Raw genomic sequence first — 13,533 nt, 5'->3', positions numbered from 1 at the left:
CTGCTCTTCATCAACAGGGCAAGGCAAAAACGCCACCGGTTGCCCTGAATTGCCGGAAAGGGAACACAAATGATTTTATTAAATGCTGAGAATATTTCCAAAAGCTATACTGAAAAAAAACTGCTGGTTAATATCAATCTTGGGATAAATGAAGGAGATAAAATAGGGCTGATTGGTGTTAACGGCACAGGAAAGACGACGCTGCTGAAAATAATTGCCGGAGTGGAAAAACCAGACGGTGGACAGGTGATCAAAGGCAACTCTGTGAGGATAGCTTATCTGCCCCAGAACCCTGATTTTGATCTTGAAGCTACGGTGCTGGAGCAGGTTTTCAGAGGTGACTCTGTTTTAATGAAGTTAATCAGAGAGTACACAGTAGCAACAAGCACAAAGGATGCTTCCAGTGAAAAAGTTGCCAAACTGACCAGCGATATGGAGGCAATGAATGCCTGGAACTTGGAAAGTAAAGCAAGAACCATACTGACCAAACTGGGTATAGAGGATTTTAATGCCCCAATAGGCTCCCTATCCGGTGGGCAGAAAAAGAGGGTGTTTCTGGCAGCGGCACTGGTAAGCCCCTCAGATTTGCTTATTCTGGATGAGCCAACCAACCACCTTGACAATGAGGCTATTGACTGGCTGGAGCAGTATCTGAACAAAAGAAAAGGTTCCCTGCTGATGATTACCCACGACAGGTACTTTTTAGACCGGGTGGTTAACCAGATTATTGAGCTGGACAGCGCCAGCCTTTATTCCTACAAAGGCAACTATAGTTATTTCCTGCAGAAAAAACTTGCCAGAGAAGAAATGCAGGAAGCCAGTGAGAGGAAAAGGCAGCGCTTACTTAGAAAAGAGCTGGCCTGGATTAAAAAGGGGGCAAAAGCCCGGACAACCAAGCAAAAGGCCAGGATAGACCGCTTCAACAAGTTAAGTGCCGAAATCGAAGATAAAAAACATGAAAAACTGCAGATATCCGTAGCTTCCAGCCGTCTTGGCAAAAAAACCATAGAGCTGGAGCAGGTAAGCAAATCCTTTGCCGGTACCCTATTAATCCATAACTTTAATTTTATGCTTGCCCGAGATGACCGGATGGGGATAATAGGTCCCAACGGCTGCGGTAAATCGACTCTGTTAAATATCGTCGGCGGCAGGATTAAACCTGACAGCGGCAAGGTAGAAGCAGGAGAAACCGTCAAGATTGGGCTATACTCCCAGGAAATCCAGCACATTGACGGTAGCATCAGAGTTATCGAATACATCAAGGAAGGCGCGGAATTTTTAAGTACGGCGGAAGGACATAAAATAAGCGCCTCACAGATGCTGGAGAGATTTTTATTTCCTCCTGCGCTGCAGTGGTCTCTGATCGAAAAACTTTCGGGCGGGGAAAAAAGAAGACTGCACCTGCTAAGAATACTTATGGAGGCACCCAACGTACTGCTGTTGGATGAGCCCACCAATGACCTGGATATTGAAACACTGACCATTCTAGAAGATTACCTGGACGACTTTAAAGGAGCGGTTGTTGCCGTTTCCCATGACAGGTATTTTTTGGACAGGATGGCTGAAAGAATATTATTCTTTGGAGCAGATGGAAATATTCTGGAGAACACCGGAAATTATTCGGACTTTAAAGAAAAATTCGACCAGGGCGGCATCCACGGTATCACTAATAACACTATGGATAAAGTAAAAGAAACCGCTGATAAAAAGACTGCCCCGGTGCGCAAGAAGGAAAAACCGTTAAAGTTTTCTTTTCACGAACAAAAGGAATTTGCCGAGATAGATGATATTATTGCCGGGCTTGAGGATCAAAGCAAGCTGCTGCAAACAAAAATTGCTGCCGCAGCTGCAGATTATGTCCTTTTACAGCAACTATTAACAGAAAAAGAGGCGCTGGATAAGCAGCTAAAAGAGAAGCTGGACAGATGGGTTTACCTCAATGAGCTGGCTGAAAAAATAGTCCGGGATAAGTAAACGGCTGTGCAAACATCCCCAAAACCCGTTTCCTAGTGGGTATTCAAGGCGGCGCTGATCCCGCCCAGATACCCGGTGGAAAAGGCTATTTGCAGATTATAGCCACCTGTCAAAGCGTCTACATCGATCACTTCACCGGCGAAATACAAACCCGAAATCACTTTGGATTCCAAGGTAGAAGGATTTATTTCCTTTACTTTAATACCCCCGCTGGTAACAATGGCCTCGTTTAAAGGTCGCGTGCCCTGCACCGTTAAAACCACATTTTTTAATGCCTGCACCAATTGTTCCCGTTCCTGCCTGGTCACCTGATCCACCTTCTTGTGGATGTCCACTCCGGATAAAGCCAGAATCACCGGGATCAATCGCTGGGGCAGCAGGTCATCCAGAGCGTTTTTCAGGTGCTTGCCGGAAAACTTGGTAAAATCCCTCTGCACCCGCCGGTCCAGTTGTTCGGCAGATAAGGCGGGCTTTAAATCAATAACCAACCTGGCCGGCAGACCCGAGTGCTTGTTTAGATGACTGCTAATGGACAATATGACCGGCCCCGAAACCCCGAAGTGAGTGAATAGCATCTCACCAAATTCTTCCGCCACAGTACGCTTTTTAACCACAGCCCTGACCAGGACGTTTTTTAAAGCCAGCCCCTGCAATTCCTTGACCCAGGCTTCCCCGATTTCCAGGGGCACCAGTGCGGGACGGAGTTCCCCAACGGTATGCCCCAGGCTGCGGGCCATTTGATAGCCGTCGCCGGTAGAGCCTGTTTGTCGATAGGACAGTCCCCCGGTAGCCAGCAACACTTTTTCCCCGTCCACCCGGCTATTGTCCGCCAAAAGCACGCCGCAGACCCGGTTATCCTTAACCAGCACCTGCCTGACTTCCGTATGCAGCTTAATGTCTACATGGTTATTAACCAGGTGCTTTTGCAGGGCCTTAATCACGTCACTGGATTTATCCGAAGCGGGAAAAACCCTGTTGCCCCGCTCAACTTTGGTTTTCACACCCAGGGATTTCAGCAGCTCGATGAGCTGGTAATTGGCAAAGGAATAGAGGGAGCTGTACAGGAATTTTTTGTTGGTCATGATGTTCCGCTCAAAGTCTTCCATGTCTCCAAAATTAGTAACGTTGCACCGGCCCTTGCCCGTTATGTAAAGCTTTTTACCCAGTTTTTCGTTTTTTTCCAGCAGCGCCACTTTCAGGCCCTGTCCTCCTGCAGTTGCCGCGGCCATCATGCCCGCCGGTCCCCCGCCCACCACAATCAGGTCATATCTCATCACCGAAACCTCCTCAGGGGTCAGACTTAAACTATCTATAATAACTGTGTGAACCTCCTCCGGGACAAGCCCGGAGGCTTCTCCACGAAGATTTCTCATTTCAACGAGAGCTGCCCTGGCAAAGCAAGGTCTTACGCTCTCTCGTGAGCTACAGCACTGTGTTGCCACAGCCTTGGCCCGGTCCACGGGCATCTACTACTTCGCCATACGGCTACGTAGATACGTTTTAAGCAGCCTTTTTCAGCGTTACAACCCTTGAACGCATATATTTAACCTTTTCAGGTAGTTTGCGGCCTTTGGTGAAATTCCCGTTAACCGACTTATCCAAAATTCCGGATGCGCCAACAACATCCCGATGCGAACCGGTGAAGCCACATTTGCCACATTTGTAGGTACGACCAGTTTGCTTTGTGTATTCACTACAAGCCGGACATGTCCCGGATGTGCCGCGCTCATCTTCCGGTACCAATTTTATCCCGTGGCGCTTGAGCTTATACTCCAACATCCTGCGTAGTTCACCGAAGGCCCACTGGCTCATGCGTTGGTTGTGCTTTCTGCCGCGGTCTTTCTTTTGCACCCCGTCCGGGTTGCCAATGTAGACGGTCTTGACGTTACGATCTAAGCACCACTTTGCAATAATAGCTGAAATGGTATGTATGACGTGCTCAATCCGGCGCTCAATATTATTCAAGAACCGGTATTTGGCGGTAAGCAGTTCCCTACGGCGCTTGGAGCATTTTTTAGTCCTATAGATAGCCTTCTGGAACTTGCGCAGCACTTTGTTCCGCAGCCTGTTTAGGGAACGCAACAGCCTGCCGCTTATCGCCAGCGCTTCCTTGCCGTCGGTGATTGTTGCAGCATGTATTTCACCCGGATCTATAGCCGCTGTAACGTTGCCCCGGACTTTTTGCAGGGCCGGTTTTTCCACCGTTACGTGCAGCCAGTATTGGTTCCGGTGCCAGACAAGTTGCACCAGTTTGATGACGGCTCCGGATAGCCTTTTAGGCAGGTTAAGGACAAGCGGTTCCCTGCCGCGCCCGTTGGATAGTGTTAGTACCCGCTCTTCGTGGGCGATGCCAAGCGGTTTCCAGGTGACGGTGAAAAAGTATTTCTTCCGGTGAGGGTAGCGCCAATCGGTATATCCCTGTTCATGCAAGGCTTTAGTGCGTTCGCAGCACTCAAAGTAGGTTTCCACTACAGCTTGGGCTGATTGAGAATGGATGCCGTATTTACCTTTGACAAACGCTTTCATAGCACCTTCACCCAACCAGCAGTGATGTTTGATATAGATAGTGCGGTGGACGGTGCAGGCAGCATTCCATACCTTGGCCGCTTCTCTTTGTAAGTTACGAACCAAGATTATTTGCTTATTAGTTAGATGTAATGGAAACTTTTCTACTAGCGTGTCAGTATCTTCGGATTTTGTTTTTTTCGCCTGATTGTTCTTGCACCTACTCAATCGGTTTTCACCTCTTTTCGGGGTGATTTCTGTGCTTCGATGTATTTGCGAATAGTTTCGGCGCTTACGTTGCCGGCAGTGCCAATATAGTAACCCCTGCTCCACATCCCACTGCCCCAGAAGTTTTTTTTCTTAAGGCCGGGGAAAGTGGCGAATATTTTGTTGGCAGTGATGCTTTTAGTTTTTCTGACAATATCTGTAGGAGCAACGGTTGGTGGAGCAGACAGAAATATGTGCAGGTGATCCAGCATTGTTTCCATTTGGATGAGGGTATACCCATAAGTAATATTTCTTTAAGTATTTGTTTTACGGCATCTTCTATTTTGCTTGTAATCATCCTGTGACGATACTTTGGACAAAAAACGATGTGGTAGTTAATATTGTAGACGCACTGGCTTAGTTTTTCTTCCATATGTTAATTTTACCACTAAAACATGTGTTTGTGTTTATTTATCGCCCTATCGGACGATGCCTCTTTCATCCCACGGGACAAGCCCGTGGGTTTTCAGAGGCGGGTTTCTATAAATAATATATCATGAAATAATGGTTAGTATAGTTAGTTTAAGCCCGGCCCCGAGAAATATGTAATTTTGTGAAATTGTGCAGGAAATGGTTAGGTAAAGCATAACTATTAATGCAGGCTTTTTTTGAGGCATTATTTCCCATAGTGGCTTAATAAGCCAAATGTATCTTAATTACTGGGGAAAATATGATGAGTGAGGTATCTTTTATGTTGGAGCTTTTAGGTTGGGTAGGCTTTTTATTGCTGCTTATATCGCTAACACCCTTTTTGTTGCGCCGGCTGCGGCTTTGGCCCGAAGGAAAAACCTGGACCCGCAATCACCACCGCCTGGCCTTGGCCTGCCTGGGAGTATTAACCCTACATGGCGTTTTAGCCCTGGACCTGCTTCGCGCTAGGGGCGCCCGTTCACACTTACTGGTTCTGATAACTTCCGGCGCTTTAACCTGGCTGGTACTTGTGGCCATATGTCTTTTGGCTATTTCTGCTTATAAAAAGAAAACCTTTTCACGCAACCATTGCTGGTTGGCAGCGTTATTGATATTGGGATTAGCGTTACACCTATAAAGTTGGGAATGAAATTTAGTTAATAATTCCCCCCGTTTATGCCAGATAAACAATTTGTTTATCTCCAGTGGGTATAAGCAGGTATAAACCGGCGATTATTATAACATAATGTGCTGAAGAGGGGGGATTGTCTTGGATTTAGATTGGAAGCGCAATTTAAGCAATACCGATAGAATGATAAGGACGGCCATAGGTATAATGCTACTGGCACTGGTTCTTACCAAGTTCATCACAGGAGCATGGGCGGTTGTCGCCGTAATATTTGCTCTGTCACAATTCGTTGAAGCTTATTTTGCATATTGAATTGTCTATGACCTGCTGGGTTGGTCAACCCGTAAAGAAAAAGATAGGGAGAGCGTAGCATAATCGCAGCACATTTGCTGCGGTTTCTCATTTTTTACAGCTTTCTTGCTTCCTTTTCTAAGGTAAGTGCTATAAACCCGATGATAATACCTGCGACAATCCCTAAAAGCCTACCAATACCGAAACAGCCCTTCGGCTGCTGCCCGATAAGCAATAACTACTTCCCTTGCTAATTAACCATCTTATCTTTTATTGCAATTAACTTTTTAGCCACCAAATTCGGTATCTGCTCCTCAGGACAGGGAAATAAATCAACAGATAAGCCGGCCACAACTATTGTTTTAACGTCAAAATCGGGTCTGGTGGCACAGTCCGCCTCACAGCCGCTTAAAATCAATAAAGCCGCCACATCAGCGCCAGGCGCTGTGAACTTACATTCCGGCATTAGCATGCTGAGCTTGGCCAGTATTTCCTTACTATTAATTACGGGGTTGCAATTACCGCAAAATTTAACTCCTAACTCGAACATGCGGATGCATCTCCCTGATTAGACAACAGCCATTTTTTAACCTGTTCAATTTTAAAAGCAAGAGCGATTTCCACTACGCACTCCAGCCTGGATAAATCTATCTTTAACAATGATTCGATCTTTTTGATCCTGTAACGCAGGGTATTGGGATGAATGTATAGCTTGCCTGCGGTTAACACAAGATTACAGTTGTTTTCCAAATAATTAACTAATGAGTTATATAAATCTGTTTTGTGTAGTTGGTCATAATTCTTTAAAACCCCCAGGTTATGTCCTAAAAAACTATTCATTTGGCTTGTGATGGACCGGTTACCGCACCAATCATACAGCAAGCCATAGATCCCAAGCTCATCAAAAATTACAAAAGCACTGCTTTCGTTACTTGCCAGGCCCAGTTCAAAAGCATAGCTGGCCTCCCGGTACCCCTGGGCCAAATTATATTCCTGGCGCGAAACGGACTGGCAGGCCACAACCAGTCGCACGCCTTTGGGCAACCTGATACAGGTTTGCTTGTAAACATTCCTCATAAAATTAACGGCCGTCTGGACATTACCACCGGGTGGCTCAAACAGAATAACGTGTCGATCCTGGTGCAGCAGGTGAATAAAGTTCTTAACCGCCAGCTGCTCCAAATTACCGATCAGCATTTTCGTAAAATGTCTTTGATCCCACAGTTGCCCGGGACTGCAAGTGGCAATAAATACCAAGTGTGGCCGGGTTAAATCCCTGCCCCAGACCCGGGATGCCAGTTCCTGCTTGTGCCGGGGTTGATCTTGGTGCCACAGAAGGTCCAGCAAAAATTGCGCTTTATATTTCCTTTCCACTGAAAGAATCATTTTTTCGCGGTCCAGCGCCAGAGCCAGCACATGAGATGAGGCCTGCAACAATTCCCCAAATTGATCTCCTGAATTTGGTGTATCCGCCGCAACCAACAAATAAGCCATCACTGCATGTTGTTGTTTAACCGCCACCATAAAACACTCAAATCTTGTGCTATCCACCCGGGCAATAGTTTTTTTCCACCCCAGTGCCGGGCAGGCAGACCGGTCTGCCTGCTCTGGTGCAAAGGGTCCCGGCCACTCCAGTTCGGGCGGCTGCGGGTAACCGGCATAAAACATTACTTCACCTCCGGGGGTAACAAACAGTACCCGGCGGTTTGTTTCCTTATAAATGTCCTCAATTATCTCCGCCGCGCCATTGCCTGCCAGTAATGTATCAATTAGCTGTTGATAAACAGTGTTTTTACTCAACCGGCTATCCTGGTGCTTGGCATAGCTCAGCACGTCATTTTTATTTTCTTGCAAATATTCTGCTAACATATCCTCTCCCTCCTCTGACCACTATGGCTTTACAATAACCGGGCCAATACGAGGCAAATGGCGGCACCAGAGCATGGACAAGTCAAACAAATAATGATAAATTTAATGAAAAGAAAAAATATATTAATCAATAAATTGTTCTTATATTTCTGAAAAATGCAATTATTATGCCAGAGCCAATTGAATGCGAATACATGGAATTACGGCTTTAACCTGTTTACTTGGAGAAGGTTTAGTGCAATTGCGCACTCACTTTGGTGCAGTTTTGCACAAAAGGGGGTATACCATGACAGCTAACCGCACTTCCGGCAGAGACTCTGCTCAAAAAGAAGAAGATACTTGCGGTATTTGGATAACTGACGGAAAAGGTTATAATGTTGGCGCCAGCAGGTCTTATGAAATGCTCAGCGGGCTGGAAGCCAGCGATTTTATAGGATTGCACATGAGCGAAATGGTCAAGCAAAAAGTGCTTGACCAATCTGTAACCTTAAAGATCCTAACTGAAAAAAGGCCTGTCACCATCCCCCAAACTATCTTAACCAATAAAAGAAAACTGTTCGCCTCCGGCACCCCCATCTACGATCAAGATGGCAATATCATTTTGGTGGTAACCCGGGTAAGCCCCGGTATAGGGTTATCCGGCAAAACAATTGGTAACAGTAAACAAATATACATTGAAGGTATCGATAAAGTAGTCGCCACCAGTCCGGCCATGCAAAATGTTTTGGCCAAAGGAGCCCGGGCGGCCAACTTTGATTCTACTGTGCTCATCACAGGAGAGTCGGGGGTGGGCAAGGAAGTTGTTGCCAGGTTAATCCATTATTTAAGCAGGCGCAGCAGCGGACCATTTGCCAGGATTAACGTAGGAGCCATTCCGGAGGAATTATTTGAATCGGAATTATTTGGTTACCGGGCCGGGGCCTTCACCGGGGCCGCACACAGCGGCAAAAAAGGCCTGGTCCAAGCAGCGCAGGGAGGCACCCTCTTCCTGGATGAAATAGGCGAACTTCCGGCTTCCATGCAGGTTAAACTACTGCACCTGCTGCAATCGGGAGAATACCTGCCGGTTGGCGCGGTACAGCCGGAATTCGCAGATGTAAGGTTTATTGCCGCCACCAATCGCAACCTGCGGGATCTGGTAACCCAGGGTAAATTCCGCGAGGATTTGTTCTACCGGCTTAATGTCGTGCCCATTAATATACCTCCACTGCGCCAGAGGGTAGAGGATATAGACCTGTTAATAAATTTTTTTTTAGAAAGGCTAACAAGTAAATACCAGGTTGAGAAAGATTTTACACCGGGAGCAAGATCCTTGTTGATTGACTATAAATGGCCGGGTAATGTGCGGGAACTGGAAAACATTGTTGAACGCTTTGTGGTGCTTTACCCCGATGCTCGGATAGTTAAAGGTATGGTGGAAGAGGAATTGGGTCTGGCAAAGGAGCATCTAAACCTGGAAAGCGATAATTGGGAGCTGCCAAATTTGCAGCAAGCGGTACAGAAATTTGAAAAAGAACTGATTATCAAAGCTCTCGGCAATAGCGGCTCCCCGGTGGAGGTAGCCAAAACCCTGGGCATTCACCGCACCACCCTACTCCGTAAAATGCAAAAATACCAAATATATAAAAATTTTGACACGTAATATTGACCTTAAAAACTGGCTTTGGTGCTGCTCAGAAGCAGCACCAAAGCCAGTTTTTAAATGCTTATATGTGATAAACAATAGCAGTTTTAAACTTTTAAAAAAGCTTCATTCCTACCCTACTTATTTAAGCTTTTATGTTAGATGCGTTATATTTTTCTAATTTTTTATTGAAATCATAAGTTTTTTCATTTAAAAACAAAGTAAAAATTAGACCAACTATAGCAACTACTGAGAAAAAGGCAAATACTTGCGTGTAGAATATTCCTTCTGCATTTTTTATAACTAAAAATCCTGCAACTAGTGGGGCAATGAATGAACCGAATTGTCCAATGCCGTTTGAAATACCTACTGCGGAACCCAATATTTCTTTTGGATACCTGATCTGCGGGTATCCATAAATAACACCAAATGATAAATTAGTAAAGAAACCAAGCAGGATTAACATTAAAACAAGCAAACCATTATTACCTTGTGGAACTTTGGCAATTAATAATAAAATAGGTATGCTGCAGATAAATGATGCTGCCAAAACAGGCTTCACCTTCCCTTTAAAAATTCTATCCATCACCCAACCGCCGGACATCATTGCAAAAAATGCCGCTACATATGGCAGGGATGCTAAAACTCCCATTGTCTTAATACTAAATTCATACTGTTCATATAAGAATGAGGAGATCCAACTCGTGCTACCCCAGTAAATTCCTAATACACAAAACAGAGCAAAGGAATAACTCCAAAAGCTTGCATCTTTTAAAAGAATGCCAAATGCCTGTTTAGCACCAATCTTTGTATTATTTTCTTCATTACTTACTTGTACCAGACCCTCATTAATGTACTTATATTCTTCCCCGGATACTTTACCTTTTTCCATCGCATCTTTAGGATTATTCTCAATAAAATAAAATAATAGAAATATTCCAATTGCGCCAAGAACGGCCAGGCAATAAAATACCGGCCTCCAACCGTTCAAAACAGTGGCCAGCCAAGTAACAGTGATAGGAATAATCGCTGGTGCCACAGCCCAAGTAGTTGAGAAAAACCCTGTCGCCCGACCTTTTTCCTCTTTAGGAAACCAGTTGGCAATTATTTTATTTGCCGGCGCAAAATGATGCCCCTCGCCTAATCCAAGGCCTAACCGAATAAGAATGAATTGCGTAAAATTTTTTATCATGCCGGTAACAAAAGTTACCAACGAAAAAACAATGATGGCAATGCTCATCACTTTCTTTGGGCCAATGCGGTCTGACAGCCAGCCGGCAGAAAACTGGGCTAGGGCATATGCAAAGAAAAACACTGAAGCAGCCGTACCAACTTGCGCATGAGTAAAATTTAGTTCCTCCCTGATTATTGGAAGAAAAGTTAGCACGCTAGTCCGATCAAAATAATTGATAATATAAAGCAACCATACAATAATTAGCATTAACCAACGGGATTTCATGACTTAACCTCCTCATTTATAAAATTAAATATTTTCTTAAAATAAAGATTATTTGAAATAAAAAAATTTCAATGGCGCACTTGTTTAAAGCATAGTCCATCCACCGTCAACGTAAATTATAGTTCCAGTAATAAAGCTTGAAGCATCGGAACCTAAAAAAACAGCCGGACCTATGATTTCTTCCGGTTCCCCTAATCTTTGCATTGCGTTTCTGTTTTTAACGTCTTCATACCATTCCTTGTCTTCCATTACCTGGCGAACCAGCGGTGTTTTAATGTACGCAGGGGCAATAGCATTGACAGTTATCCCGTAAGGTGCCCATTCCAACGCAAGCACCTTGGTCATTTGATTTATACCGCCTTTGCTGGTTGCATAAGCAACCTGCTTCTTCATACAGACCGTGCCAAAAATTGAAGACATATTAATCATTCTACCGCTGCGCTGTTTAACCATTATTTCACCAATGGCTTTGGCACAAAGATAAACACCTTTTAAGTTAATTCCTATAACCCTGTCCCATTCTTCCTCCGTTAATTCCAGCGCCTCTTTCCTTATGTTTATGCCGGGCACATTATAGGCAATATCAATAGACCCAAATTGTTCCAGGGCATAATCCACCATTTGCTTAACTTCACTTGTATTGGTTACATCAATCTGCATCCCCACTGCCTTACCGCCCATGTTGATTATTTGTTCAATGATACCTTTAGCATCATGACGGGGGCTACCCACCGCAACTACATTTGCACCGTGGGCAGCAACACCAAGAGCTATTTGTTGCCCTAAGCCGGAAGCTGCCCCTGTTACAATAGCCGTTTTACCCGATAAGTCAAATAAGTTTTTCATTTTGGTTTTATTCCTCCTTTTATTTTTTAGTTACCCGTTGCTTCCCGCAAAACATTTTTCATTACCTTGCCGTTGGGATTCTTGGGCAGCTCGGTTAGAAACTGCACAAATTTAGGAACTTTATATTTAGCCAGACGCTCTCGCACCCAATCCTGCACTTCCTCTTCCGTAAGGGTCACACCGGGCCTGGGCACGATACACGCTTTCACCACTTCACCGAAAACTTCGTCCGGCACACCTACCACCGCGGCCTCCATCACTTTGTTGTTGCTGTAGAGGACATCTTCCACTTCCACGCAAAATATCTTCTCACCACCCCGGTTAATCATATCCTTGATGCGGTCCATGATGTAAACATAGCCCTCTTCATCAATTTTGGCGATATCACCGGTATGCAGCCACCCATCAATAATAGCTTTGGTTGTCGCCTCCGGGTTTTGCCAGTAGCCCGGGGTAAGGTTGGGGGAATTAATTAAAAGTTCTCCTTCGGTATTGGCTGGCAATTCCTCACCCGTAACCGGGTCGGCAATTTTACATTTGTTTACCGGAAAGGGCAGGCCGATGGACCCTAATTTCCGCATGGCATCTTCTTTGGGCATACAGGTGCCCGGAGAAGCGATTTCCGTAAGCCCGTAAGTGTTATGCAATTCAATGCCGGGCAGCCACTCTTGCAGCATTTTTACCGTTTCGCCGGACATGGGCGCCCCGCCGAAGCCTGCGACCCGCAGGTTGGCAAGGTCGTAATTTTTATGTTCGGGGTGCATCAGCATCATTACGTAAATGGTGGGTACCACAATCATACTGGTGATCCTTTCTTCTTCCAGAACCCGCAGCATTTCGTCAGTTTTATACATGGGTAGCAAAGCAATTGTGCAGCCCAGATTAATATAAGTAAGCAGTTGGGCGTATAGGCCGGTGACATGGAATAGCGGCACGGCAATTACCGTCCTGTCATCAGACGTAAGATCATAAATTCTTTTATAACTGATCATGGTATGAATAACGTTAAAATTGGTGTTTACAGCACCCTTGGGCAGCCCGGTGGTGCCCGAAGTATACATAATCAGAGCGGCATCATGCTCTTCTATTTGCTCCGTTACCACTTCCGGCGCATCGGAATCAATTAACTCGGCAAATGAACTGGTACCGGCTATTTCCTGCCCCACCACGAAAAATTCACGGCAAGCGCCAATGGAACTTTTAATCGGCTCAATATTTACCCACCAGCTGTCGTCCAACACCAACAGGCTGGAGCCTGAGTTATTGAGCATAAACTCAAGCTCAGAGCTTTTCAGCCTGGTATTAAGCGGCACACAGATACCACCCAGTTGCGCCACGGCATACAAACTGATCACAAAAGGAATGCCGTTGGTCAGTAAAATGGCCACCCGGTCACCTTTTTTAATATCATACCTGGTACGCAGGGCATAGGCCATGTTATTAACCCGCCTGTTCAATTCACCATAGGTAATGCACTCAGCACCGGCTACCAGCGCCTCCTTATCCTGATACAGGCGGGCGCTGTTTTGCAGCGTCTCAATAACGGATTTAGGGCGGTCGGCATAAGTGTTAACCGTTACCCCGTTGATGGTCTTTTCTACAATCCCCTCAGTAAAACCAGGAGGCCAAAGATCCTTGCCGATAGAAACCATAATAAAA

At 45.4% G+C, this 13,533-nt stretch carries 12 protein-coding genes and 1 pseudogene; 4 read left to right on the top strand and 9 right to left on the bottom strand.

The features are described from left to right. Positions 1-69: 69 nt before the first annotated feature. Positions 70-1,974, top strand: coding sequence for an ABC-F family ATP-binding cassette domain-containing protein (locus BM056_RS06210; RefSeq protein WP_092469783.1), 1,905 nt, complete (start codon positions 70-72; stop codon positions 1,972-1,974). Positions 1,975-2,006: 32 nt separating this feature from the next. On the opposite strand, the gene BM056_RS06205 is transcribed toward BM056_RS06210, so the two are convergent. The 4 genes and pseudogenes from BM056_RS06205 to BM056_RS27195 all read right to left on the bottom strand — a co-directional run. Further along, positions 2,007-3,248, bottom strand: a complete 1,242-nt coding sequence (locus tag BM056_RS06205) for a BaiN/RdsA family NAD(P)/FAD-dependent oxidoreductase (protein ID WP_092469781.1) — start codon at positions 3,246-3,248, stop codon at positions 2,007-2,009. Positions 3,249-3,474: 226 nt separating this feature from the next. Further along, positions 3,475-4,707: an RNA-guided endonuclease InsQ/TnpB family protein gene (locus BM056_RS06200; protein WP_092469779.1), complete on the bottom strand. Its 1,233-nt coding sequence runs from the start codon at positions 4,705-4,707 to the stop codon at positions 3,475-3,477. Beyond that, the gene (tnpA, locus tag BM056_RS06195; RefSeq protein WP_274377525.1) at positions 4,704-4,967 is read right to left on the bottom strand and encodes an IS200/IS605 family transposase; all 264 of its coding nucleotides are present in this window, start codon (positions 4,965-4,967) and stop codon (positions 4,704-4,706) included. Before tnpA ends, BM056_RS06200 begins: the two co-directional genes overlap by 4 nt. A gap of 74 nt (positions 4,968-5,041) precedes the next feature. Then, a pseudogene (locus BM056_RS27195) lies at positions 5,042-5,119 on the bottom strand (hypothetical protein); the annotation flags it as partial. A gap of 318 nt (positions 5,120-5,437) precedes the next feature. Here BM056_RS27195 and BM056_RS06190 point away from each other — a divergent pair. Together BM056_RS06190 and BM056_RS06185 are read left to right on the top strand one after the other, a co-directional pair. After that, positions 5,438-5,794 carry a hypothetical protein gene (locus BM056_RS06190; protein ID WP_131820731.1) on the top strand — a complete coding sequence of 119 codons (357 nt, stop codon included), beginning with the start codon at positions 5,438-5,440 and terminating at the stop codon, positions 5,792-5,794. Positions 5,795-5,926: 132 nt separating this feature from the next. Next, positions 5,927-6,097, top strand: a complete 171-nt coding sequence (locus BM056_RS06185) for a YgaP-like transmembrane domain (protein WP_092469775.1) — start codon at positions 5,927-5,929, stop codon at positions 6,095-6,097. Positions 6,098-6,326: 229 nt separating this feature from the next. Here the strand turns inward: BM056_RS06185 and BM056_RS06180 are convergent, their stop codons facing one another. Together BM056_RS06180 and BM056_RS06175 are read right to left on the bottom strand one after the other, a co-directional pair. Beyond that, positions 6,327-6,626 carry a hypothetical protein gene (locus BM056_RS06180; protein ID WP_092469773.1) on the bottom strand — a complete coding sequence of 100 codons (300 nt, stop codon included), beginning with the start codon at positions 6,624-6,626 and terminating at the stop codon, positions 6,327-6,329. Next, complete coding sequence (locus BM056_RS06175) at positions 6,614-7,945, bottom strand: PucR family transcriptional regulator (RefSeq protein WP_092469771.1); 1,332 nt, start codon at positions 7,943-7,945, stop codon at positions 6,614-6,616. The genes BM056_RS06180 and BM056_RS06175 overlap by 13 nt, the downstream gene beginning before the upstream one ends. Positions 7,946-8,231: 286 nt before the next feature. Between BM056_RS06175 and BM056_RS06170 the strand changes: the two genes are divergently transcribed. Continuing rightward, positions 8,232-9,587 (top strand): sigma-54 interaction domain-containing protein, encoded by a 1,356-nt coding sequence (locus tag BM056_RS06170; protein ID WP_165613403.1) that lies wholly within the window; start codon positions 8,232-8,234, stop codon positions 9,585-9,587. Positions 9,588-9,714: 127 nt separating this feature from the next. Here the strand turns inward: BM056_RS06170 and BM056_RS06165 are convergent, their stop codons facing one another. The 3 genes from BM056_RS06165 to BM056_RS06155 form a co-directional block, all read right to left on the bottom strand. After that, the gene (locus BM056_RS06165) at positions 9,715-11,028 is read right to left on the bottom strand and encodes an MFS transporter (protein WP_092469767.1); all 1,314 of its coding nucleotides are present in this window, start codon (positions 11,026-11,028) and stop codon (positions 9,715-9,717) included. 84 nt (positions 11,029-11,112) lie between these two features. Then, positions 11,113-11,874 carry an SDR family NAD(P)-dependent oxidoreductase gene (locus BM056_RS06160; protein ID WP_092469765.1) on the bottom strand — a complete coding sequence of 254 codons (762 nt, stop codon included), beginning with the start codon at positions 11,872-11,874 and terminating at the stop codon, positions 11,113-11,115. Between the two features lie 26 nt (positions 11,875-11,900). Beyond that, entirely contained in the window at positions 11,901-13,526 is a 1,626-nt protein-coding gene (locus BM056_RS06155; RefSeq protein WP_092469763.1) for a class I adenylate-forming enzyme family protein, read from the bottom strand. Positions 13,527-13,533 lie beyond the last annotated feature (7 nt).

Origin of the sequence: Desulfotruncus arcticus DSM 17038, from assembly GCF_900113335.1 — a bacterium.
Classification (GTDB): domain Bacteria; phylum Bacillota; class Desulfotomaculia; order Desulfotomaculales; family Desulfallaceae; genus Desulfotruncus; species Desulfotruncus arcticus.
Note: the sequence above shows the minus strand (reverse complement) of the source record. Positions and strands in the feature narration are given on the sequence as shown.

What these genes read in the sequence shown, in the direction of transcription:
- BM056_RS06210 (WP_092469783.1), top strand. Translation starts at nt 70, where the DNA reads ATGATTTTATTAAATGCTGAGAATATTTCCAAAAGCTATACTGAAAAA.
- BM056_RS06205 (WP_092469781.1), bottom strand. Translation starts at nt 3,248, where the DNA reads ATGAGATATGACCTGATTGTGGTGGGCGGGGGACCGGCGGGCATGATG.
- tnpA (WP_274377525.1), bottom strand. Translation starts at nt 4,967, where the DNA reads ATGGAAACAATGCTGGATCACCTGCACATATTTCTGTCTGCTCCACCA.
- BM056_RS06190 (WP_131820731.1), top strand. Translation starts at nt 5,438, where the DNA reads ATGTTGGAGCTTTTAGGTTGGGTAGGCTTTTTATTGCTGCTTATATCG.
- BM056_RS06180 (WP_092469773.1), bottom strand. Translation starts at nt 6,626, where the DNA reads ATGTTCGAGTTAGGAGTTAAATTTTGCGGTAATTGCAACCCCGTAATT.
- BM056_RS06175 (WP_092469771.1), bottom strand. Translation starts at nt 7,945, where the DNA reads ATGTTAGCAGAATATTTGCAAGAAAATAAAAATGACGTGCTGAGCTAT.
- BM056_RS06170 (WP_165613403.1), top strand. Translation starts at nt 8,232, where the DNA reads ATGACAGCTAACCGCACTTCCGGCAGAGACTCTGCTCAAAAAGAAGAA.
- BM056_RS06165 (WP_092469767.1), bottom strand. Translation starts at nt 11,028, where the DNA reads ATGAAATCCCGTTGGTTAATGCTAATTATTGTATGGTTGCTTTATATT.
- BM056_RS06160 (WP_092469765.1), bottom strand. Translation starts at nt 11,874, where the DNA reads ATGAAAAACTTATTTGACTTATCGGGTAAAACGGCTATTGTAACAGGG.
- BM056_RS06155 (WP_092469763.1), bottom strand. Translation starts at nt 13,526, where the DNA reads ATGGTTTCTATCGGCAAGGATCTTTGGCCTCCTGGTTTTACTGAGGGG.